19 protein-coding genes are annotated in these 23,829 nt (G+C 37.0%); 17 read left to right on the top strand and 2 right to left on the bottom strand.

Features of this window, described 5'->3' with window-relative positions; genetic code table 11:
* From tssF to RMB03_RS07130, 13 genes are all read left to right on the top strand, one after another.
* On the top strand, window positions 1-1,812 hold the full coding sequence (tssF, locus tag RMB03_RS07190; protein WP_311074993.1) for a type VI secretion system baseplate subunit TssF: 1,812 nt from the start codon (window positions 1-3) through the stop codon (window positions 1,810-1,812).
* Entirely contained in the window at window positions 1,776-2,774 is a 999-nt protein-coding gene (tssG, locus tag RMB03_RS07185) for a type VI secretion system baseplate subunit TssG (RefSeq protein WP_311074991.1), read from the top strand. Before tssF ends, tssG begins: the two co-directional genes overlap by 37 nt.
* Window positions 2,771-4,180: a hypothetical protein gene (locus RMB03_RS07180; RefSeq protein WP_311074989.1), complete on the top strand. Its 1,410-nt coding sequence runs from the start codon at window positions 2,771-2,773 to the stop codon at window positions 4,178-4,180. Before tssG ends, RMB03_RS07180 begins: the two co-directional genes overlap by 4 nt.
* A 30-nt stretch (window positions 4,181-4,210) precedes the next feature.
* Window positions 4,211-8,032, top strand: a complete 3,822-nt coding sequence (gene tssM, locus RMB03_RS07175; RefSeq protein ID WP_311074986.1) for a type VI secretion system membrane subunit TssM — start codon at window positions 4,211-4,213, stop codon at window positions 8,030-8,032.
* Between the two features lie 37 nt (window positions 8,033-8,069).
* Window positions 8,070-9,029, top strand: a complete 960-nt coding sequence (gene tagF, locus RMB03_RS07170; protein WP_005047747.1) for a type VI secretion system-associated protein TagF — start codon at window positions 8,070-8,072, stop codon at window positions 9,027-9,029.
* A 2-nt stretch (window positions 9,030-9,031) separates the two neighbouring features.
* Window positions 9,032-9,799, top strand: coding sequence for an OmpA family protein (locus tag RMB03_RS07165; RefSeq protein ID WP_005041646.1), 768 nt, complete (start codon window positions 9,032-9,034; stop codon window positions 9,797-9,799).
* A gap of 16 nt (window positions 9,800-9,815) precedes the next feature.
* Window positions 9,816-10,079, top strand: coding sequence for a PAAR domain-containing protein (locus RMB03_RS07160; RefSeq protein ID WP_003651066.1), 264 nt, complete (start codon window positions 9,816-9,818; stop codon window positions 10,077-10,079).
* 148 nt (window positions 10,080-10,227) lie between these two features.
* Window positions 10,228-12,909, top strand: a complete 2,682-nt coding sequence (gene tssH / locus RMB03_RS07155) for a type VI secretion system ATPase TssH (RefSeq protein WP_311074982.1) — start codon at window positions 10,228-10,230, stop codon at window positions 12,907-12,909.
* Window positions 12,910-12,930: 21 nt separating this feature from the next.
* On the top strand, window positions 12,931-14,025 hold the full coding sequence (gene tssA, locus RMB03_RS07150; protein ID WP_311074981.1) for a type VI secretion system protein TssA: 1,095 nt from the start codon (window positions 12,931-12,933) through the stop codon (window positions 14,023-14,025).
* Window positions 14,026-14,041: 16 nt separating this feature from the next.
* The gene (gene tssK, locus RMB03_RS07145) at window positions 14,042-15,406 is read left to right on the top strand and encodes a type VI secretion system baseplate subunit TssK (protein WP_005041639.1); all 1,365 of its coding nucleotides are present in this window, start codon (window positions 14,042-14,044) and stop codon (window positions 15,404-15,406) included.
* A gap of 17 nt (window positions 15,407-15,423) precedes the next feature.
* A complete protein-coding gene (gene icmH, locus RMB03_RS07140; protein WP_281832042.1) occupies window positions 15,424-16,230 on the top strand; it encodes a type IVB secretion system protein IcmH/DotU in 807 nt (268 codons plus the stop codon).
* A 12-nt stretch (window positions 16,231-16,242) separates the two neighbouring features.
* Complete coding sequence (locus tag RMB03_RS07135) at window positions 16,243-16,863, top strand: hypothetical protein (RefSeq protein WP_281832044.1); 621 nt, start codon at window positions 16,243-16,245, stop codon at window positions 16,861-16,863.
* A 7-nt stretch (window positions 16,864-16,870) separates the two neighbouring features.
* Window positions 16,871-17,824 carry a M15 family metallopeptidase gene (locus RMB03_RS07130; RefSeq protein ID WP_311074975.1) on the top strand — a complete coding sequence of 318 codons (954 nt, stop codon included), beginning with the start codon at window positions 16,871-16,873 and terminating at the stop codon, window positions 17,822-17,824.
* Here RMB03_RS07130 and RMB03_RS07125 read toward each other — a convergent pair.
* Window positions 17,821-18,678 (bottom strand): LysR family transcriptional regulator, encoded by an 858-nt coding sequence (locus RMB03_RS07125; RefSeq protein WP_311074973.1) that lies wholly within the window; start codon window positions 18,676-18,678, stop codon window positions 17,821-17,823. The two genes, RMB03_RS07130 and RMB03_RS07125, sit on opposite strands and share 4 nt — an antisense overlap.
* A gap of 147 nt (window positions 18,679-18,825) precedes the next feature.
* On the opposite strand from RMB03_RS07125, the gene RMB03_RS07120 reads away from it, so the two are divergent.
* The 4 genes from RMB03_RS07120 to RMB03_RS07105 all read left to right on the top strand — a co-directional run bounded on the left by RMB03_RS07120 (window position 18,826) and on the right by RMB03_RS07105 (window position 22,445).
* Window positions 18,826-19,494 carry an ankyrin repeat domain-containing protein gene (locus tag RMB03_RS07120; protein ID WP_311074971.1) on the top strand — a complete coding sequence of 223 codons (669 nt, stop codon included), beginning with the start codon at window positions 18,826-18,828 and terminating at the stop codon, window positions 19,492-19,494.
* Between the two features lie 16 nt (window positions 19,495-19,510).
* On the top strand, window positions 19,511-19,993 hold the full coding sequence (locus RMB03_RS07115) for a nucleoside deaminase (RefSeq protein WP_311074969.1): 483 nt from the start codon (window positions 19,511-19,513) through the stop codon (window positions 19,991-19,993).
* On the top strand, window positions 19,993-21,174 hold the full coding sequence (locus RMB03_RS07110; RefSeq protein ID WP_311074967.1) for a cyanate transporter: 1,182 nt from the start codon (window positions 19,993-19,995) through the stop codon (window positions 21,172-21,174). The genes RMB03_RS07115 and RMB03_RS07110 overlap by 1 nt, the downstream gene beginning before the upstream one ends.
* A 122-nt stretch (window positions 21,175-21,296) precedes the next feature.
* The gene (locus RMB03_RS07105) at window positions 21,297-22,445 is read left to right on the top strand and encodes a DNA glycosylase AlkZ-like family protein (RefSeq protein WP_311074965.1); all 1,149 of its coding nucleotides are present in this window, start codon (window positions 21,297-21,299) and stop codon (window positions 22,443-22,445) included.
* 312 nt (window positions 22,446-22,757) lie between these two features.
* Here RMB03_RS07105 and RMB03_RS07100 read toward each other — a convergent pair whose 3' ends face one another.
* Window positions 22,758-23,417 carry an epoxyqueuosine reductase QueH gene (locus RMB03_RS07100; RefSeq protein WP_003651086.1) on the bottom strand — a complete coding sequence of 220 codons (660 nt, stop codon included), beginning with the start codon at window positions 23,415-23,417 and terminating at the stop codon, window positions 22,758-22,760.
* Between the last annotated feature and the right edge of the window lie 412 nt (window positions 23,418-23,829).

Below are 23,829 nucleotides of genomic sequence, written 5' to 3'. Positions count from 1 at the left end.
GTGATAGAAGAGCTTTTACCGTTTTACGAAAAACAACTACAAGAATTTGGTCAGCAATCTCGAGAATTTGCCCAAAAATATCCGAAAATTGCTCAGCGTTTATCGTTAAATCAAGAGCAGATTGATGATCCGCATATTGAGCGTCTAATACAGGCGTTTTCATTAATTGCTGCTCGCATTGATAAAAAACTTGCTGATAGTTATGACGTATTTACACGTTCTTTATTTGAGGTAATGTTTCCTCAATACTTACGTCACTTTCCTGCTTGTTCGGTGGTAAGTTTCGAAGATTTAAATAAAATAAAGCAGCTCACAGAAGCGCATATTGTTCCTGCACACACCGTCTTAAAGTCGCGTAGTTTTAAAGGTGTTCAGTGTGAGTTTAATACCACGCAAGAAATCAAATTACTCCCGATAAGTTTGCAAGCGCTAGAGTTTAAAAGTACACCAAGTGCACATATGCATTTGAGCCAAAATGCGACTTTAAATTTTAAATTCGAAATTTTTAATCATGCTCATTTATGTTTAATAAATGAAAAGCTTCCTATTTATTTAGATGCAATTTCTAATTTTCCGCTTCAAGTACTAGACAGTATTTTTAAGAAGGAAACAACTTTTGCCATCAGAATAGGGCAGAAAGTTGTAGCGTTGGATAAAAATCCATTTGAGTTAACTGGTTTTTCAGAGCAAGAAAGTCTATTGCCACTCGATCAACATACTCACCATGCTTATCGGTTGCTGATGGAGTATTTTTGTTTTCCTGAAAAATTTAATTATCTAAAACTTGATTTAAGTTTTTTAAAGCTTCTATCTCTAGAAGAGAGTGATTTTGAACTGCTTATACATTTTAAATTAAATTTAAATGATCAAGCCGTAGTTCGAAATTATTCTGAGTTGAATGTTGCTAATTTTAAATTATTTACCACACCAGTCATTAATTTATTTGAAAAATATGCTGAACCTCAAAAAATCGTACACAAGCAATTAGAATATCCATTAATTACAGATGCGCATCATCCTGAGTTTTATCAAGTCTATTCAATTACTGAAATGAATATGGTGCGTGAAAAAACTAGTCACGAAGAAAGCTATGTTCCTGTGCTGCCTTTTTTTGCGATGAGCCACTACCATGCGGACAAGGCCCGCTTTTTCTATTCGGTAAACTATCAAAAACTACAACCAAATTTTGTTGAAATGGGATATTCAATTATTTCTAAAAATTTAAATCCTTCTTCAACACGTTCAGATTTTATTAGTACAAAATTGTTATGTTCAAATCGTGACTTGCCACATGAAGCATTGGGGCAGTCTAATAATATATTGAACTTAAATGATAGTAGTCTGGCCAGACGTGCCATTGTTTTAAAAAGACCGACTAAACCTTATCAATTTGGACAAAGCCAGACTGAGCAGTGGCGTGTCATTTCACACCTTTCATTAAATAGTTTAGCTTTAATGAAAGGTGATGCCGTATCTCATATTAAAGAGTTACTTGCTTTATATAACTTACCGTTATCGAAAGAAAATTATCTAATTATTGAATCAATTAAACATCTTGAATTTTCACTTACACACAAACTGGTAGATGGTAAACCATTCCCAATGTTTGTAAGGGGCGTGAAGGCTGAGTTGCAAATTGATTCATCTGTATTCAGAGGGCATAGCCTATACATTTTTAGCCAATTGTTAAGTCGTGTTTTTAATTTAAAGGTTCAAATTAATAGTTTTGTTGATTTGGTTGTTAAGGATTATTCATCTCAGCAGGAGTTATACCAATGCAGTCAGAACGTTGGTGGCAAGACTCTTCTATAACAGCTGAGCTGTTTAACAAGCCAAAGTCTTTTGAATTTATTCAAGCAACACGTCTATTAAGGCACGATTCAAGTCGTGCGGTTGGTTCATCTTGGAGTGATCATTTCAAGTTTGAGACATCCTTTAATTTAAATTTCCCTGCTACTGAAATTGAAAATTTAGAATTATCGGATGAAAGGGTTTATATCACGAATTTAATTGTTGGTCTTACTGGCATACAAGGTGCTTTACCTTATACATATACCAATAAGATTAAACAGGCCCCACGGCAGCAAAGAGCTGAAACTAAAGAGTTTCTGAGTTTATTTAACCATAAGCTTACTGCTCAATATGTAGAGTCCAGCATTACATATAATTTACCGATTCGATATGAGACTGAATATAAAAACGATTATTTAGATATTCTGCATGCATTGAATGGTTATGTGCGCTCCCAACATCAGCAAACAGAGCTTGATGACTATTTTGCAGAGTTTTCTGGATTAATGCAGGGCCAGAATAATACAGTTCATGCATTAAAAACGATGCTGTCCTGTATTTTTAAGCATGAAATTACGATTAAAGAGTTTATACAAGAATCTTTTAAGTTGGCGAGTGATCAATTAACGACTTTAGGTGGAAGTCAGCCGAGCTTACTTGGTATTAATACGTTTTGTGGGGAAACCATTCAGCAAATTGATGGAAAAATTGAAATTCAGATTGGACCACTAAAGCGTCAGCAATATTTAAATTTCCTCCCAAATCAAGAGTTGAGTTTAAAACTAAAAAAAATTGTAGAAACTTGGTGTAGTCCAACTTTATCGATAGATCTTCGACTCGTATTAGATGAGTCAGAAATACAACCTATTTGTCTAACTAAGAATAACCAGAATGGTTTAGGGCAGGGTTCTTTTCTCATATCACGACAACCAAACGTACATAGTCATGAAACCTGCTATAGCCTTATTGGAGAGAGAATATGATTAAAAAAATATTACTCTCATTTATTGCTATTTTTTCAGTGGTTAGTGGAATTATTATTTTCTACTGGCGTGACGTTCAATATAACCCTGATAAAGGTGACTTTTTCCTTTATTTCTTATTGTTGCCAGCAATTATTACCTTGGTGATCTTATCGCCTTGGTTAATTTACAGTGCCTATAAAACTTACAAAGATAAAAAAGAACAATCTATAAATCAAAATAAAGATGATGCTAATCAAAAACAAACTACTGTAAGTGAAGCACCACTCGAACAGTTAGATTTTAATATTTACTCTGCTTTTGCCGTACATGCATTAGGTGAGAATGAATCAATTATTGAGCAACTACAAAACTTCAAAAGCCCAGAGTTAGATGATCAACTGTTAAATTCTTATGGATTGCCTCTATTATCTTATCGTATTAAAGACTTGGATGAAGACAATCATGAGGAGAGTGATTACTCATCTCCACGACAAGTTCGTATGATGTCATTAATACAACAACAATTAGAACAAAATATAGAAAATTTATATCTTCTTGCAGAGCATTTAAAACGTTCGACTTTATTTTATGAGTCGCAACAATCTCGTGAATATCATATGCATCCGGCATGGGTTGATCCCGAGTCTGAATATGATGATGTTGAAATGCCTGTAGTCGAAGTTTACCGTTTAAATCGTTTAAATCTACACATCCTTCTTTCGGAGGATTTACTACATATCTGGAATGATGATCAAAGTAATGAATTAATTTTAGAGTTCTTTGCTGAGATTGGTATTGCTCCGCAAAAGGCTCATATTGAATATCATTTTTTTGGAGAGCAATTAGCTTACCAAGAGTTGATACGCCTATTAAAAGGTATTCATAAAAGAGAGCATGAGATGTTCTTTTTAGTCGTCGCTGATTCGGAGATTGATCAAGATCTAGTCGATGAAAAATCTTGGATGATTAAAGATTATATTCCTGCTGAATTTGCAGCAAGTTGTTTACTCGCAGATCCTTTAGTAAAAATTCAAGAATTAGAACCTACTAAAGCACTGAAAGTGGTTGTGGGCCAACAAGATACAGCGAAGCTTTTTAATAATTTTGAATTTAATGATCTACCTCAGCATGAGGGTGAGGAACCTTATGTGCTGATATTGTCAGATCAGACGGATATAAAAGTTTCGAAGAAATTGCAGCAACACTTTCTTAGAACACCTGTAGAACCGCATCACTATATTTATGTGAAATCTTCATTAGGGCATACCCAACATTTAGCTGATATTTATGGCTTTATGCTGAGTATGCATTTCCCTGAACATATCATTCCTTTTGTCTTTGGTGAAAATACGGTGTCAGCACATACATTTGTGCAACATGTCATCGAAAATTCAGAAGATGATGTGATGGTGTTGAATAACTAATTTAAACTTTGGACTTAGAACGAGAATAGAATGCATACAATTTTAGGCTACTTGTGGCAGTACATCACGAATCCTAAAGCAATTATCGCCTTGTCATTGTTCGTGGCATTGATGTCTTCATATACTTCAATTCCCCGTCATATATTCTGGGCTTTAGCGACTGCCTATGCTTTGGGTCTTATTGTTTATGGTATCTATTGGCTTATTCAACGAAGAAAACATGCGGCTCAAGGTGAAGAGTTAGCTGAAGCGATTGAAAAAGATAATCAAGCTGAGTACGGAAAAAATAAAGATAAAGAAGAGCTTCAGCTTGTTAATCAACAAATGAAAGAATCAATTCAACTGATTCGTAAATCTAAGTTGGGTGATAAAAAAGGGAATGCTGCACTCTATGAGCTTCCTTGGTATATGGTTATTGGTAACCCCGCTGCAGGTAAAAGTTCAGCTATCTATAATTCTGGTTTAAAGTTTCCTTTTGAAGAAACGCATCAAAAAATGGTATCGGCTGGGTTAAGCGGTACTCGAAATTGTGACTGGTTTTTCTCTACAGAAGGTATTTTACTCGATACAGCTGGCCGTTATTCTGTTTATAGCGAAGATCATTCTGAGTGGCTAGGTTTCTTAAATATTTTAAAAAAGAACCGTTCTAAAGCTCCGGTCAATGGTTTGATTTTAATTGTCAGTATTGCTGAGCTGATTAGTCAAAGTCCTGAAAATTCGTTAAAGCTTGCTAAAAATTTACGTGCCCGTATTCAAGATTTAACTGAACGTTTAGAAGTCGTTGTTCCTGTCTATTTAGTCTTTTCGAAGATGGATTTGATTGCAGGTTTTACCGAGTTTTTTGAATTTTATGAAGCTCAGGAATATAACCAAGCTTGGGGTGCGACTCTTCCATATGAGCAGAGTTCTTCGCACAATGCCGTAGATTTATTCGAGAAACATTACAATATTCTTTACGACGGGTTAAAAGGCGTAAGTTCGACTCATTTAAGTCGCCGCCATTCGCAAAACATCTCTCCAAGTGTAATGACTTTCCCATTAGAATTTAAAACATTAAAACCAGCTTTAAAGAGCTTTATTGCGACACTTTTTGAAGATAATCCATATCAATTTCAACCTGTTTTCCGTGGGTTCTACTTCACTAGTGCTTTGCAGGAAGGTGTAATTGAAAGTCCAATGACGGAGCAAATTGCACAAGAATTCCAGCTTACTCAAATTGCTCAAAGTGATTTAAAAGATCATTCAAAAATTACCCCTAACCATGGTTATTTCTTAAATGGTCTATTTTCAGATGTTATTTTAAAAGATAAAGATCTTGTTAAACAGCATGTAAATGCTGGCAGAAAACGTCAGCGTTACATTGCATTTATTGGCGCTTTAGCAGGTGTTTCAATTATTCTTGGTGTCTGGGTTTGGTCATATCGCAATAACCAGCAATTGATTGGTGAAGTTCAAGCAGATTTAAATAAGGTTGTTCAATTAGAAAAATCTTCAGGCCAGCAATTATCAACCCAGTTAGAAGCTTTACTTATTCTTCAAAGACGTCTACAGCAGTTAGATGAGTTTGATGAAAATAGACCACTTAAGTTTAGTTTTGGTTTATATCAGGGCAACGAACTTCGTGAAAAATTAAAAGCGGAATATTTAAAAGGCGTTAAGCAAATTGTCTTAACACCGACACAGCAAAATATTGCTCAATATTTGCAACGCGTAAAAAATAATGAAGCAACATTAAAAGCCAATCATACGAATGTTGAGATTAAACAAACTGCTCAGTCTCAACAATATTTAGAACCTTCAGACACAAATCCTCAAGATGCTTACAATGCATTAAAAGCATATTTAATGATGAGTAATCCACAGTATATGGATGCAAGTCATTTAAGTGATCAGGTTACGCGTTTCTGGCGTTCTTGGTTAGATGCCAATAAGGGCCAAATGCCACGTGCAGATATGATTCAGGAAGCTGAACAGATCTTGTCATATGCAATGACTTTAGCAAATGACAAACAATTCCCAATTTTAGATGCGGATTCGCAAATTGTTGATCAAACACGTCAAGTGTTGCTTTCAGTTGTAAGAGGAATGCCTGCGCGTGATCGGGTTTATAACGAAATAAAAATGCGTGCTGCGGTACGTTTCCCTGCATTGACGGTAAGTCAAATTGTGGGTGACGCTAATAAAAATGTTGTATTAGGCAGTTATGCATTGCCAGGCGTATTTACTCAAAAAGCATGGAATGACTATGTAGAAAAGGCGATTGAAGAAGCCGCAGATAAGCCAACAGATAGTAAAGACTGGGTGTTAAATAGCCGTCAATCTGATGATTTAACTTTCTCAGGCAGCCCTGAACAAATTAGAAAGCAACTGACAGCACTCTATAAACAAGAATATATTGCGGAATGGAGAAAATTCTTAAGTGGTATTCATTATGCTAAAGCGGGCCAATTTGCTCAGCAAGTAAAAAATATTGATGTTTTAGGTGAGCCGCAGAACTCTCCGATTCGTACCTTAATTGAAAGAGTGGCAATCGAAACAAACTGGGATAATCCAGTTGTGCAAGCAGAGCTCGCAGCTCCACAAAAAGGATTTGTTGCGTGGTTTAAACGTAAAGTTTTAAATCATGATGATAAGGCTGCTAATCAAGTGGCGACTAATGCTCAGGGTGCTATTTCTCAAGAATATCAAATGTTCTATCAGTTGGTTCGCAAACGCGATGATCAACAAGGTAAATCATTGCTTGATGAATATATGACAAATTTAGCTCTAGTTCGTAGCAAGTTTAACGAGCTTAAGAATGCAGGTGAAGTTGGGCCTAATGCGATGACATTAGTCAAGCAAACCCTGAATGAGCAAACTTCTGTATTTAACCAGACGCAAAAAATTGTAGATGAAAAAATGGCGGTTGGTTTCAATGAAATTGATCAGCGATTATTACAAAAATTGGTGGTTAGTCCACTTACGCAGGCTTTCGAGAGTTTAATTACACCGACGCAAGATGAAATTAATAAATTGTGGGTAATGCAAGCTTATCAACCATTTACAGCAAATCTTGCTAAGAAATATCCATTTAACTCATCAGCTTCTTTGCAAGCGACAAGCAGTGAAATTGGTCAAATTTTAGGTGAAAATGGTAGTATTTCACGCTTTGTAAAAGAAAGCCTTGATCCATTTGTGATCCGTCGTGGTTATACGTTAACGTCTAAAACATGGAAAGATTTAGGAATTAGTTTAAATCCTCAATTCGTTATGAATTTCCAAAGATATGTTACTCCAGCGAATGGTATGGCAACAGGTGAGTTGAATGCTCAAGCTCCAGCAGCACTAGCAACCAACCAATCGAACTTCCAGTTCTACCCAATTCCAAATCCACAATTGCTTTCCTATACCGTGGATATCGATGGTCAGCGTATGACTTATGAAAACGGTGTTCAGCAGTGGGTTAACTTTATTTGGCCAAACCAAGGAAGCATTCCGGGTGCTCGTATTACTGCTGTGGATTTACAAGGTCAAACGCATACGATTTTTGATGAGCCAGGTGAGTATGGTATTAACCGTTTAATTGATAGTGCTCAACGTAAAGAACAAAATGGCGGATTCGAAATGCTTTGGCGCAGTAAGACCGACCCATCATTAGTTGTAAAAATGAATTTCCGTCTAATCAGCAGTAATTCAGGCAGCATTGGTTCAAGCCGTGGTTATGCAGGTATGCAACTCGTTGATAAAGTCACTGCCGATAAAGCCGCACGAGTGGTGTCTGCTCAGCAAGCGCCAGCTCAAGCTGCCGCTCCAGCAAGAACTGAAAATCCTGTTGGAGCACTCGCTCAGCCTTCTGCGGGAGTTAAACCATGATATGGAAAATAACCTCTATGCGTAAGGAGGAACAATAATGCAAACATTAAAAACAACTCCTTTGTATTATGGCAAAAGTCCTGCACGAGGCGACTTTTTAAAAACAAAAGGTCAGAATGCCTTAATACAGTTGCTTGATCAGTGGATTACTGAAGCATTGGAATATGCGATGCAATCGGGCAGCTTTAAAGAAGCTTATAGCACGTTGCCTTCACTGGATTTCTTTATTGCAAATCCGAAAGAAAATATGTTTTTGGTTGCGAACTTACTCGCAAGTGAAGATAGTTCAGGTCGATCTTTTCCAATGGTGCTGAGCCATTTATTAGAAATTGATTTGCCGTATGATAATTTGTTATATGCACCATATAGCTATAAACATGTGCTTGTTGACTTATTTCAAAACAATCGTGCTTTAAAAGGCATTAAAGATTCAGATTTGTTACTTGGAAAATTAGGTCACTTACAAAATCAAATTCAGGTTTTAACTGAACGAGAATGTGTAGGCTTTTATGAAAATCATACAATGCACTCATTTGCTCAGTTAATGAAGTTAAGTATTTATGAATTAGCGCAAAGTATGATTGGGCTGGGATTATTACTACAGCCAATTTTACAAAATGGAACTAGTCGGTTAAATAAAGTCCTGATTTTGCCTATTAATAATCCTGCTTATAGTTATGAAATAGCTGCTTTTTGGGTCAGTATTATTTGTCGCTTTTTAAAGGAGCATAATACTGAGGTGTTGATAGGCTTGTTACATCGAGAGCAGCCCGTATTATTCTTCGGTTTTCAGGGTGCTGATATTTTAGCCCTTAGCGATATTTTTACTCAGAATATGGATAGTAAACATTGGGTTTCTTTAATAGAGGCTCAGTGGATTGATACTTATTTGGAACAGAATGCTGGTTTAGCTACGCTAGAACAGTCATTATGCCAACGCCAATTAAGTTTAAATCAAGGCTTAAAACTATTTAGACAGACTTTTTTGGGTGAATAATAATGAATCAACGATATCAAACTAAACTTTCACAGCTCATAAAAGGCTGTTTTATCTATGCCGTTGCTAATTATGCTTTGGCTCAGCCCATTGTTGTAGAAGGTGTAGTTCCTAACGAGGCGAGTAAACAGGCTATCTTATTAAAAATGCAGTCTGTTTATGGCGCAGATCAGGTTGTAGATAAAATACAAGTTAGACCGGTAGCTGCTCCAAATGGATGGAGTGATTCTGTTACACGAGTCATTACACCTGATCTTAAAAAAGTCTCGCAAGGTAAGTTAAGCGTAAACGGTACTCGATTTGAGTTGAGTGGAAAAATGTTGAATCCAGCAGATATTCAGCCGACCATTCAGTCTTTTCAAGGGTTAGTTCAGCCACCATATCAACTGTATTCACAGTTATCAGTCAATCAGGCTGAACAGAAAATTATTGATGATGCACTTAAAAATCGAATTATTGAGTTTGAATCTGGCAGTGCAGTGTTAACTGATGCCGGTCAAAAAATTCTAGATGAGATGGCTGTTGCTTTAAATAAAGTAGGCGGTAAAAAAGTCAAAATCGTAGGACATACAGATAGTTCAGGTGATGCAACTAAAAACTTAAAACTTAGCCAAGATCGAGCATTGGCAGTGAAAAACTACTTAATTAGTAAGAGTATTCCGGCAGACCATTTATCTGCGGAAGGTTTAGGTTCTTCTAAACCAGTCGCAGATAATACTTCTCCTGAAGGAAGAAAGAAAAACCGTCGAATTGAGTTTACCGTTCTATAAATATAAGGAGAAGAACATGGCTAGCCCTTACATTACGATTGGATGCCCAACCACAGGTGGAGGGCAAGTCATTTCTGGTAATAGTACGTTTTTAATTGATGGAATTGCAATTGCATGTGTAGGAGACAAGGCAACTTGTCCGTTACACAAAACGGTTTCTACGATTGTATCGGGTGATCCGAATATGCTTGTTATGGGAAAATCTGGAGCGCGCGTAAATGATTCATTATCATGCGGTTGTAAATTATTACCAAAACAGAGTTTAGTTAATCAAGGATAAGGGTAGAGATATTTTTATATAGATATAAATATCTACTAGAACATATTAACGCTTGAAATGATGAGTAGTTTGTCTGATAAAGCTGAATTTTGTTAATATACAGACATTATGATTTTAAGCATTAAATTATTTAAAAATATTGAGAGTAATGATGAGTAATTTAAAAATTTTAATTACAAAACTTTCTACAGTTGCGCGTACTGCTTTAGAAAAATCGGCTAATGCTTGTGTTATTCAACAAAATTACGAAATTGAAATTGAACATTTATTTTTAGAACTACTTAATCAATCTCTAGAGAATGATTTAAACATTTTATTAAAGAAATATAAAATTTCACCTGAAGCTTTAGCTGATGATTTAAAAGAAACAATATCTCAATTACCGAAAGGTAATAATCGAACTCCTATTTTTGCTAAATCTATTGTTCGTTTGTTTGAACAAGCATGGTTATTGGCTTCGGCTGAGCAACAACCAGTTATTCGTAGTGGTCATTTATTAGTTGCGTTATTAACTGCATCTGATTTATATCAAATTGCGACTCGTGCTTCGAGTTTATTTGATCTCTTACCAATTGATTCAATGAAACATAAGTTTCTTGAAATTTGTGAGAAGAGTGTTGAACAACAAGATGAAACAAAAACACCTTCTGGTGAAGCTGAAGCAACAGAAACGACTGTAGCGAATACCAAAACTGCTAAAACACCAGCACTTGATCAATATACGATTAATCTCACTGAAAAAGCGAAACAAGGCGGTATAGATCCAGTTATTGGGCGTGAATATGAAATTCGATTAATGCTCGATATTTTAATGCGTAGACGCCAAAATAACCCGATCTTAACTGGGGAACCAGGGGTTGGTAAAACAGCGGTGGTCGAAGGTTTAGCTTTAAAAATTGCTCAAGGTTTAGTGCCTAATGCCCTAAAAAATGTCCATTTACATGTGCTGGATATGGGGCTGTTACAGGCTGGCGCAAGTGTTAAAGGCGAGTTTGAAAATCGTTTAAAACAGGTTATTCAGGAAGTTCAAGCTTCTGCTCATCCTATTATCTTATTTATTGATGAAGCGCATACCTTAATTGGTGCGGGTGGGCAAGCAGGACAAAATGATGCTGCGAATCTTTTAAAACCGGCACTTGCACGTGGTGAGTTGCGCACGATTGCTGCAACAACATGGGCTGAATACAAACAATATTTTGAAAAAGATGCTGCATTGAGCCGACGTTTTCAGGTGGTAAAAGTAGAAGAACCAACCGAAGAAGTTGCGGTCGATATGTTACGAGCAATGATTCCTGTGATGCAGCAGCATTTTAAATTACAAATTGATGATGAGGCGATCGTTACAGCGGTTCACTCTTCACATCGATATATTAGTGGTCGTCAACTTCCGGATAAAGCAGTGAGTGTGCTTGATACGGCAGCAGCACGAGTTGCGTTGACCCAAAATGCCCAACCTGTAAAGCTTGATCAGTTAAAGGCTCAAGAGCATAACTTAAAGCTTGAACAGCAAATTTTAGAAAATGAGCATCGTCAGATTCCAATTCATCATGAACGATTGGAAACTTTAAAAGCTAATTTAGAATCTTTGCAAAAAGAGATTCATGAAACCGAAGAGCAGTGGAAAAAAGAATTAGAACTTGTTCATAAAATTCAGGAATTAGAAGCACAGAATCATACGAATGAATCTGAAGCTTATGATCAGATTAATCTACTGCGTAAGGATCTTGCTGATATTCAAGGTCAGCAACCATTAGTATTTGAAAGAGTAAACTCTCAAATCATTAATGAAATTATTTCTGATTGGACCGGAATTCCTGTTGGAAAAATGGTTAATGATGAAATTAAACAGATATTAACGCTTGAAGATAAATTGGGCGAGCGTGTAATGGGTCAAGATTATGCACTCACACAATTAGTTCAAGGCATTAAAACATCAAAAGCAAGACTTGAAGATCCGAATAAGCCACAAGGTGTATTTCTTTTGGTGGGCCCAAGTGGTGTAGGTAAAACTGAAACTGCACTAACTTTGGCAAATGAATTATATGGTGGTGAGCAGCATTTAATCACCATTAATATGTCTGAATATCAGGAAGCCCATACTGTATCTTCGCTTAAAGGTGCACCTCCTGGATATGTGGGATATGGTCAAGGCGGTGTTTTAACAGAAGCTGTTCGCCGTAACCCTTACAGTGTTGTGTTGCTTGATGAAATTGAAAAAGCACACAGTGATGTTCAGGAACTGTTCTATCAAGTATTTGATAAAGGTACTTTAGAAGATGGTGAAGGACGAGTTATTGATTTTAAAAACACCACTATTTTGTTGACTTCAAATGCTGGCTCAAGTGCCATTATGCAAGCTTGCTTAAATACACCTGTAGAAGAATGGCCTACAGCTGAAGAGTTGATTGACCATTTAAAACCAAGTTTATATAAGCAATTCAAGCCTGCATTTTTAGGTCGAATGAGAGTTGTGCCATATTTCCCATTGCATGACGATCTACTCGTACGAATTATTAAACATAAGTTAGGCAAGATTACAGCAAGAATTGAAAAACAATACGGTACACAAGTCCAGTATTCTGAAGATTTGGTAGAGCTGCTTTTAAGTCGCTGTACAGAAGTTGATAGTGGTGCACGTAATGTTGATAATATTTTAAATTCTACGGTGTTACCTGCATTGGCTACAGAAATTTTAGTGGCTTTAGCAGAGCAAAAGTTGCCAAAAATTATCATGATTGATGCTAAAGATGACGAAATTCAATATTTACTAGATCCTGTTGCAAAAGCTGCTAAAAAAAGGACCAGTAAAAAGTTGAAGTCAGAAGTTTAAATTGAATAGAGCTAAAATTAGATGAATATTGATATTTCTGAACTCCTTGAACCCATTAGCGATAGCTTACCTTGTGGTGATGACTTTTCATTTTCTAATGAATTTCATGAAATCAAAAAGGCGAAAACACAAGATGATCTATTGCTAGATCAAGGCGATTGGGTTGCTGAGCGAAAACAAGCCGACTGGGATTTTGTATCAAATAAAACGAGTGTTTTGCTAAAAGAGAATACAAAAGATATTCGTCTATTAACTTGGCTCTTAGAAGCTTGGAGTCATCTTTATGGTTTTGATGGTATGGCTAAAGGTTTAACTTTAAGTCATACCATGTTGAATCAATACTGGCAGGAAATTCACCCTGTTATTGAAGATGATGACTTAGATCAACGTATTGGTTTATTACAGGGTTTAATTAATCAACTTCCGATGTTGTTAAAGAAAGTCTCTTTAACCAACACGGCTCCTTATTATAATTTGCTTGATTATGATAATTTTCTTTATCACGAGAATATTCGCCGTAAACAAACTGAAGATTACGATAGTCAGTCGGGGCCATCAGAGTTAGAACAATTCGATCAAGCTATTTTTAATACGTCTAAAACTTTTCAATATTCTAATTATCAAGATTTTAGTTCAGTCTTAACTGAATGGGATGTTTTAAAGCAAACCCTTGACCATTTAATGGGACTAGACTCGCCGAGTTTTGGTGCAATCGATTCAGCATTTGAAACCATTCACAGCACATTACGCAAGATTTATAAAGCAGAAGCTTTTGGTACTGGGCTTGCGCCAATCCAAGAACAGGCTGCTGTTATCACGAGTTCATCTATGGAAAATCAAGTGCCTGTACAAGTTGTTTCAGATCAGCCTGCTTTTCAGCCTCAAGCTCAAACACACTTGGCTAATCGTGAACAAGCAATGAAAGTGCTGCAAGAAATTGCGGATTACTTTCAGGCAAACGAGCCTCATAGTCCTGTGAGTTATATGCTTCAAAAAACCATTAAATGGAGTCAAATGCCGTTACATGAATGGCTAGCACAAGTTATTAAAGATGAGCATCCATTGCAAATGGTTCAGGAAATGTTAGGTGTGCAGCCTAAAAATGAATACGAATAAAGATTGGTAAAGACATATGTTTAAAGCTGAAAAAGTCCTGTGGGGCGAAGGTTTATTTTTAAGACCTCAACATTTCCAAATTCAAGATACCTACCATGAACAACGGTTGAATCATACGGTTCGAGCGGTTGTACCTTTTTCATATGGTATTCAGAAATTAAATTTTGATGAGGCTCAATTGAGCACACATATTCTTGCTCTAGAGTCTGTAGAGATGATCTGGCAAGACGGAGAAATTTATCAGGCACCTGCATATGATTTATTGCCTGAGCCAATTTTATTGGATGATCTTAATTTACGTGGTGAGATGCTAATCTATTTAGCATTGCCACTCTTACAAGCAAATAAGCAAAATCTCATTGATCAGAACCAAGCGCAAAAGGGTAGATATCAATCTCATCTTGTCGAGACGCATGACCTATTTACTAATGCAACCGAAGCAGATATTAGTTTGTTACGCCGTCGCGCTGTTTTTAAACTATTAGATGTACATAGTAATCCTGACCATAATTTAGATGGTTTCTTATATCTGCCTATTGGAAAAATTAAGCGTCAAAGCTCAGGTGCTTTTGAAATTGATCGAAAATTTATTCCACCAATTTTGCATGTGGATGCCTCTGAAACACTCATTTCAAATTTAAAAAGAACACTGAACGTTATTAAGGCAAAAATTAAGACGATTCAAACCAATAACCGAGAAAATGAACAGAAGTTAATTGAATTTCGTTCAGGTGATATTGTTTCATTCTGGTTAGTGAATGCATTAAATACAGCTCATGCTGGTCTTAATCATTTTGTGCAATATCCACAAATCCATCCAGAGCGTTTGTTCTTTGAATTATTGCGTTTAGCAGGTTCATTATTAACTTTCTCGACGGCCTATGATGTCGATCAATTACCTGCCTATAAACACCATAATTTACAAGAAAGTTTTTCGCAGTTAGATACGATTTTGCGTGATTTACTCGATACGATTATTTCGAGTCGTTACATCAGTATTGCACTTAAAGAAATCCGCCCTTCATATTGGGTGGGAAGCCTTGAGACCGATAAGATTACTCGAGACACTCGACTTTATATTGCAGTATCAAGTAGTGCAATGCAGACACATGAGTTGATTCAGATCGTACCTTTACGATTCAAAATCGGTAGCACTTTAGATGTAGAGCAACGTGTGGTCGCTGCATTGCCTGCAATTCCATTGCATCACTTAATTCAAGTTCCAACTGCTATCCCTGTACGCTCTGGTGTGAGCTATTTTGAAATTGAACCGCATCATGAGCTATATCAACGCATGTTAGATTCAGAGACGATTTGTATTTATGTTCCGGCTGGTTTCCAAGATATCAGTATTGAACTGATTGCGGTCATGAACGCTTAACGATAAAGGAGAGAAAAATGTCACAATCCACAGGTGCTCCTTCTTTATTTGATGATGGGCAAATTGGAACAGGCGGGAGCAATAATAGCCAGTCTCAAGCAAAACTACAGGCAATCAATCTTATTGATTTATTGCATGATGGGTTTTATTTGGTTTTTTTGATTCGAAATCAGTATGTGCCGGCAGATGCACAGCGGTTTCGTGAAAAAATCTTAAATTTACTTAATCAATTTGAGCAACAAGCCAAAAAGTTGCAATTTTCAGCTGATGATATTCATGATGCTAAATATGCATTTTGTGCTTTGATTGATGAAACGATTGTAACGCAACAAGACGCGAATTATTTTAATTTGCAAAATGCTTGGTTAATTAGTCCATTGCAATTGAGCTTGTTTGGTTCTCAATTAGCTGGTTATCGCTTCTTTGAAATATTGGAGCAATTACGTAGCCGTGGAAAAGAACGTCTAGCTGCTTTAGAAGTATTTCATTACTGCCTTTTGTTAGGTTTTCAGGGCAAGTACCGAATTGAGTCAACGGAAAGTCTCAACCATTTAGTATCACGAGTGGGTGACGAAATTGATTATTTGAAAGGGAAAAAGCTCGCATTTTCGCCGTTCTCGGCAATTCCCGATCAGATCCGAAATATTATTCATCGTGAAGTACCGTTCTTCTGGATTTTGATCTTTTTATTGATTTTTGCATTACTTACCTTTGCTGGACTAAGATTTATGCTGAACAATCAAAATGATAAAGCATTATCTAATTATCAAAATGTGATTTCTGCTCCTCAAGAGCAAGCACATATTACAATTTATTTACCTTGATGATGGTACGAAATGGCTCAGGAAAAACCAACTTCTATTCGAGTTTTACAGTCGAATAAAAAAAAGCCGAAATCACCAATACTTTATATTGTCATTGGTGTTATTGCCGGGGTGTTTGTAAGCATCTCGCTATTCCTGTTCTTGTCTCAACCGCATTCGTCAGAATCAGCAGCAATTGAGAGTAAATCAACAGAAGAACAGACTTTAAATCAAGAAACGGTTCATTCTTCTGATGAACAAAATCAGGTTGCTGTAAGTCAAGACAATGAAACAGATTCAATGAGCCGTGATGGCTTTGAACAACCTAAAGATAATGAATTAAGTAGTATCTTTAAACCTGTTCCGCATAAGTCCGCTACTACTAATGAACAGCGAGTTTCTCCATTTGATGAACAGCTCACTGGTGAAAAGAAAGTTCAGGTTGTGCCTCAACTACAAACAGGGGCGATACCTAAAGCGACCCAACCGAAAGTTCAGCCTGCTCAACAAAAGCCAGTGAGTAAGCCGCAACAAGTAGCGCAGACTAAACCTGTTGTTGAGAATAAAGCTCCAGCCGAACCAGAAGCTGAGGTTGAACCACCTAAAGCATCGGTAGATATTAAAATTACACGAAGTCCATTTGCCGTGAATTAATGAACTGATGATGATTTTTCTCATTTTCTTTTGCTTTACATGCTTGGCAATTGGTTTAGCGTTTTTAATGTCCTATGAGCTAAGGAGTAGAAGCAAAGATTTTGTTTTGTCATTACTGCCACAAGGCCGTAAGCAGCTTAATCAAGTTAGACAATTTGCTCAAACAATGAATCAGGCAGCTGCGCCTGAAAAGCTACAATCCCATTGGCATTTACAGCAGTGGTGGATTGTCATTGCAGGCTTTTTCTTGTTTGCCAGTATTTTAGTGTTTGCTTTTACTCGACCTATTAGTTCAACTCGAATTGAGGCTGAATATCTGAAAAAAACAGATCCTCAAATTTATGCACTTTTGAATGGTGAAATCCTATCACCACCACCAGAAGTGGATGAAAGCCTAATTGAAGCTGCGATTGTAGAGGCCACCCAATTAGAGCAACAATATTCCTCTCAAAGTAGTGGCGCTATTAATTCTTCACCTATTGATAATACGAGTTTCGATGGACGAGCTATTTTAGATACCAGTTTAGTAGATCGTAAGTGGAGCAAAATGAACCCACGTTATAAGCAGCGTTTACTCATGGTTTTTAAAATCATGAAAGAACAGTATGGTTATGAGTTGGTTTTATTAGAAGGTTATCGTAGTCCTACTCGTCAGAATATGCTGGCAGGTAATCCGAATACGACCAGAGCAAAAGGGTATCAGAGTTACCATCAATTTGGTTTGGCGGCAGATGTAGCCTTTAAACGAAATGGAAAAGTGGTTATTTCTGAAAGAGACCCGTGGGCTATGCAAGGTTATCGTTTATATGGACAAGTTGCTGAATCGGTTGGTCTCACGTGGGGCGGACGTTGGAAATCTATCCAAGATTATGGACATACTGAATTCCGTATGCCGGGCTTAAGAAAAACACCGGAAATGGCTGAAAAACTGATTGCTGAAAGTTTGAATGATATAAGTTAAACACTTATTGATGATTGAAAACGTTCTTGTAAAACAGTTGTCATCTTGTCTACAAGCTGGGAAATTATCCCAGCTTTTTCCCATGTATAAATTGAAACGACCATAGGGGGAACTGCCCCTAATGAATCATATCGACATACTCGGCGTCCATGGGTGGTAGCCACAGGCAATAAAGATAATCCTAAGCCGGTTTCAACACTGACTAACACGCTTTCTAGGCTACTACCCGTAAAGGCAATATACCAACGTCGCCGTTCACGCTCTAAGGTTGCGAACATCTCATCCCGATAAAGTCCGCCTTGAGGAAAGGTCACCAAACTAATGGGATCCGGCCATATAGTTGTTGAATTCTCACTTTCAAACCATGCCATTTCTTCTGGGAATGTAGCGTGGTGATCAGCACTGGCTGCAGGTTCTTTGACAATAATAATATCGAATTCACCATTCCGATAACGTTCTGTTAAGTTGCGACTCAAGCCAGAGGTTACGTCTAAACGAATGGAACGATGCTTTTTGGCAAATATACCAAAAACTTCAGCCATTGCTGGACTCATCATATCTTCTGGTAAACCAATACGGATAGGAATACTTCCTGCCGGATCTTTAAGTAGTGCCTCAGCTTCTTGTTGAAGGGTCAAAATCCTTTGCGCATAACCAATCAGATATTCTCCAGACACCGTCAATTTGAAAGGTCGTGCTGTTCGATCTATCAGCGCATGACCGACGGATTCTTCAAGTCGTGCTAACTGCTGACTAATTGTTGATTGAGTTAGGTGTAATCGATCGGCAGCTGCGGTAAAACTGCCAGTTTCAAAAATAGTGACGAAAGCACGTAAAAGGCGAGGATCAAACATTATTAGGTACTGCCCGCTTAAAAGCCGATGAAATAAGTATTCATAATCTTAATACTATCGATTAAATAATTTAATTTCCAAATACTTTTGGTGAAGCTTATTCTAATTGCAAAATGTTTTGCCATAAATTTCTATTGGGAGGTCACCATGCGTAAGTCACTGTTATGGATGAAGCTGATTGTCGCATTAGGGGCTTTGGGTTTTACAAATATGACGAATGCAATGGGTGATTATCCTTTACATCAGGCAGTGATAAATAATGATACTCAATCTATCAAACAGATTTTATCTCAAAAGACCTTAATTGATGAGCGAGATGAAACAGGTTCAACTGCTTTGATGGTCGCAACAAGAGCAAATAATGTACATGCTGCTCATATGCTGATAGATGCTGGCGCTGATGTAAATGCAAAAGACAATATTCAAGACAGTCCGTATTTATACGCTGGTGCACAGGGATATTTAAAAATTCTAAGAACGACACTTATCCATGGTGCCGATTTAAAAAGTATTAACCGTTACGGTGGAACTGCGCTCATTCCAGCAGCGGAACGAGGCCATGTCGAAACAGTTCGTACATTAATTGCGGCCGGTGTAGATGTTAATCATGTCAATAATTTGGGGTGGACGGCATTGCTTGAGGCCATCATTTTGGGAAATGGAGAACCCAAATATCAACACATTGTAGAGCTTTTATTAAAAGCAGGTGCTGATCCGAACTTGGCAGATAAAGACAGTATTACACCTTTACAACATGCGCGTTCACGAGGATACCGCGAAATTGAAAAAAGACTTCTTGCAGCTGGTGCAAAATAGAAAGTGAGAGTATGTGATGGAAAAAGGTGAAGAGTTTTTACGTGAAGCGATTGAGCTTGCCTATAACAATATTGAAAAAGGTGGCAGACCATTTGGCGCTGTGGTTGTAAAGAATGGAGAAGTTATTGCTTCAGGCGTAAATCAGATTCTGACAACGAATGACCCAACCGCACATGCTGAATTACTGGCGATTCGTGCAGCCAGTCAAGTTTTAGGATCTGCCAACCTAGAAGGCTGCTCTGTGTATGCAAGTGGACACCCATGCCCAATGTGTATGGCAGCAATGCGTTTAGCCGGTATAAAGTCGGTGAGCTATGCATATTCTAATGAAGATGGAACACCATTTGTTCTGTCTACAGCCGAAATATATATTGAGCTTGCCAAGCCGTTTGCTGAGCAATCAATGGAAATTCAATATATACCGATCAGAGTTGAAAACCGCACTGATCTTTATGCGTATTGGAAGAATTATCAAGCCAATCATTCAGGCTCAGAATAATGAAGCAGTCTGGCGTTGTTTTGACTCGTCCCATACTCATCGTGACAGTGGCTTGGGTGGGCCTTAATTTAAGACCATTTATCACAAGTATTGGACCATTGATTGTCAATATTCGAACAGCCACTGGCTTAAGCCTACAAGGCGTAGCACTGCTCACTTTGCTACCGATGATGCTGATGGGAATCTTTGCATTTGTTGGGCCAATATTGCAAAACTTTGTCGGCGAACGAAGCGCTATTCTTGGTGCATTGCTGACCATTTGTGCGGGATGCGCTGTCCGATTTTTCTTTCCTACTGCCGAAGGATTAATTCTTAGCGCCATAGTGATTGGATTCGGAGTCGCGATGATACAAGCGGCATTTCCCGGCATGATTAAACGAGAATTTAGCCAACATATTGGTCCGATGATGGGGCTTTACTCAGCCATGCTTATGGGCGGTGGTGCCTTAGGAGCATGGTTAGCGCCTGTAGTTTCAAATATAACGGGTTTATGGTCTATTGGACTGGCTTTTTTTGCAGTTTCAGCTTTGTTTGCATTTATATTGGCGCTAGCTTTTTTACCTACAAAAGCTAGCTCATCCATTCATCGCGCACCTGTAAGAAAGTTATTAAAGCAACCTCGAACTTGGTTATTAATGGCTTGCTTTGGGCTTGTAAATGGTGGCTACTCATCAGTCGTAGCTTGGTTAGCGCCTTCTTTTCAAGATCAGGGTTGGAGCGCAGCGCAAAGTGGGAAATTACTTGCTTTTCTGGCCTTGAACCAAGCAGCTTCAGCACTCATTTTGCCTGTTTTAGCTAGGAAATATAAAGACCGACGTCCATGGCTATGGTTTACGTTAGCAATGCAAATGGTTGGTTTTTCAGGAATAGCTTTTATGCCTGAGTTCGCCGCTATGCTTTGGGCAATTTGTTTAGGCGTTGGCTTAGGAGGATGCTTTGCATTAACGCTTATAGTTGCATTAGACCATTTTGATGAACCCATTCATGCAGGTGCTTTATCTGCACTGATGCAAGGCGGTGGTTTTTTACTTGCTGCAATCCCGCCATGGATTATTGCAATTTTGCATGATCTTACGGGGGCTTACAAAGCAGGATGGCTTTTTCATTTAGCCAATGTGATATTGGTTGTTATTTTAGTGATTAGATTAGCTCCTAAAAGTTATTTTAAGGTGAGTCTGTAAAATGTTGAGTTGACTGAGATTCTTTTATCAAGAATTGCTGATTCTAAATCACAAGCAAATAGTGATAGGATAGAACTGAAAATTTTTCTGCTTCTAAATGAATACAACAATATTTGATTTCTATGACTTCTTCTTTAAAACAGCTCACTTTATTTAATCAAGGCTTAGGAAAAACCAGCCGATTTGCAAAAGGCATGGACGGCACTTTACAGGCTATTGAGCATTTGGGATATGTGCAGATTGATACTATATCGGTTGTTGAACGTGCTCACCACCATATATTGTGGAGTCGAGTGCCTGATTATGATTTAAGTCATTTAAATAATTTGGTTCGAGAGCGTCAGATTTTTGAATACTGGTATCACGCGGCGTCTTATCTTCCTATGAAAGATTATCGCTATGCACTGCCTGCCATGATGTCGGTCAGGAAGGGGGAAAGTCGTTATTTCAATAGAGGTGATCAACATCTCATGAATGAAATCTTAGCCCGCGTTCGTGCAGAAGGTAGAATTCGACTACGAGATATTGATAAGAATAATAAAAAGAGTTTGGGAAATTGGTGGAATACAGGTCCAGGTCGCCGCGCTTTTGAGCAGTTATATATGCAGGGTGACCTGATGATCTGTGAGCGTAACGGAATGGAAAAAGTCTATGATTTGTCCGAACGCTGCCTACCTGAAAATATTGATTTAAGTATGCCCACGCTTCATGAATATGCGCAGTATTTATTTAATACAACGCTTCGAGCACATGGAGCATTCACTTGGAAGCAATTGGTTCATTTAAAGGGAAAAGACTTAAAAGAAACTATGCGTGTCGTGCTGAAGGAGCAGATTGATGCAGGTGTAGTGTCAGCAATTAAACTTGTTGATGGGCAAACTCTATATGTCGATGTAGCTGCATTAGAACAAAACGTGAATACTGATTTTGGATTAAAAATACTTTCGCCTTTTGATAACTCGCTGATTCATCGTGACCGCTTAACCTCTTTATTTGAATTTGATTATCGGATCGAATGCTATGTGCCAGCGGCCAAACGGGTATTTGGTTATTTTTGCTTACCTATCCTTTATCAAGATGAGCTAGTGGGCCGCATAGATTGCAAAGCACATCGGACAGTAAAAGAGTTAGAAGTCATTAGTATACATCTCGAAAAAACAATCAAAGATAAAGAGGTTTTCTTTTTCGAATTAGAGCAAGAGATCAAGCGCTTTGCAGAGTTTAATCAATGCACCATCATTAATGACAAAGTCATCAAGCTCATTCGCTAAGGTGTAAGCAGGGAACTATATTTAAAGCTAAATAATAGCCTAAGTTATGTTATTTACATAAATTTAATCATTATTCAAATACTTAAATGCAAATTTTTATGATGATCAATTGGTTATATGAAACTAGAAATGTTATTAAAATTTTTAAAAATTAATTTTAATTAATATTATTTTAAGCTAGCACAATTAATCTAACTACATCAAAGCTTATTTAGTACACCTTTTAGCCACATTCTCCAGATGTGGCACTTTTTTTATAAAAAATAAATGTAGCTAAGAACAAATTAATTAATTTTTTAAGAGAAGTAAAAATTAATCTTCTTCCATGGCATTACTGTAAAACTTAACGCCTAGTTTAATACGGTCACGCCCATTACCCATACGCCAGCGGTTAGTATCTCGTAAAGAATATACACAGCCACAATATTCTTGCTGATAAAATTCTTCTCGTTTACTGATTTCAATCATACGGCTTGAGCCACCATTTTTACGCCAGTTATAGTCCCAGTACTGAATTTCAGGATAGTGAGCAGCAGCGCGAATTCCGCAGTCATTGATTTGTGCCATATTTTTCCAACGAGAAATTCCTAGCGAACTACTGATGAGACTAAAGCCGTGTTCATGTGCGTAAAGGGCAGTTCGTTCAAATCTCATATCAAAACACATGGTACAACGAATGCCACGTTCAGGTTCATCTTCCATCCCTTTTGCTCGGGCAAACCAATTGTCAGTGTCATAGTCTGCATCGATAAATGGAATATTATGCTTTTCTGCAAAACGAATATTTTCTTCTTTACGGATGAGATATTCTTTTACTGGATGAATATTAGGATTATAAAAAAATATTGAAAATTTAATTTCTGAGTCGATTAATGCTTCCATAACTTCTCCTGAACAAGGAGCGCAACAAGAGTGAAGTAATAATTGATCGTGTCCAGAAGGGAGTTCTAATTTTAAACGTTGAGTTGACATAATAAAAAAATTAAATTGTAATGCTATTAATTATATATTTATTTTTTATATAATGTGAAATGAATTATTTTCAATTTTACTGTGAAATTAATTTAATATTTTAAAAAAATCTATTGTTATATTTTAGGTTGAGTTAAATTTTGATAGTTAAATAAATGTGGGTTTTATATTAAGGTAAGATTTGTGGTTATATTTAAAGTTATTGATAAATATACTATATATTTAAATAAATTATGGATGAATTTTATATATTTAAAAATAATAAATATTAGGTTTCTGTTTGTAAGTATTTGATGTAATTAGATATAGTTTGAAGTTTTTTGTTTTTTACTGTGATATAGGTCACAAATAAAACTTATTTTTTCAATTAAAATATTTCTTTACATTTATATCTCTAATAAATTTATACTAT

Origin of the sequence: Acinetobacter sp. V91_7, from assembly GCF_031799075.1 — a bacterium.
Classification (GTDB): Bacteria; Pseudomonadota; Gammaproteobacteria; order Pseudomonadales; family Moraxellaceae; genus Acinetobacter; species Acinetobacter calcoaceticus.
Note: the sequence above shows the minus strand (reverse complement) of the source record. Positions and strands in the feature narration are given on the sequence as shown.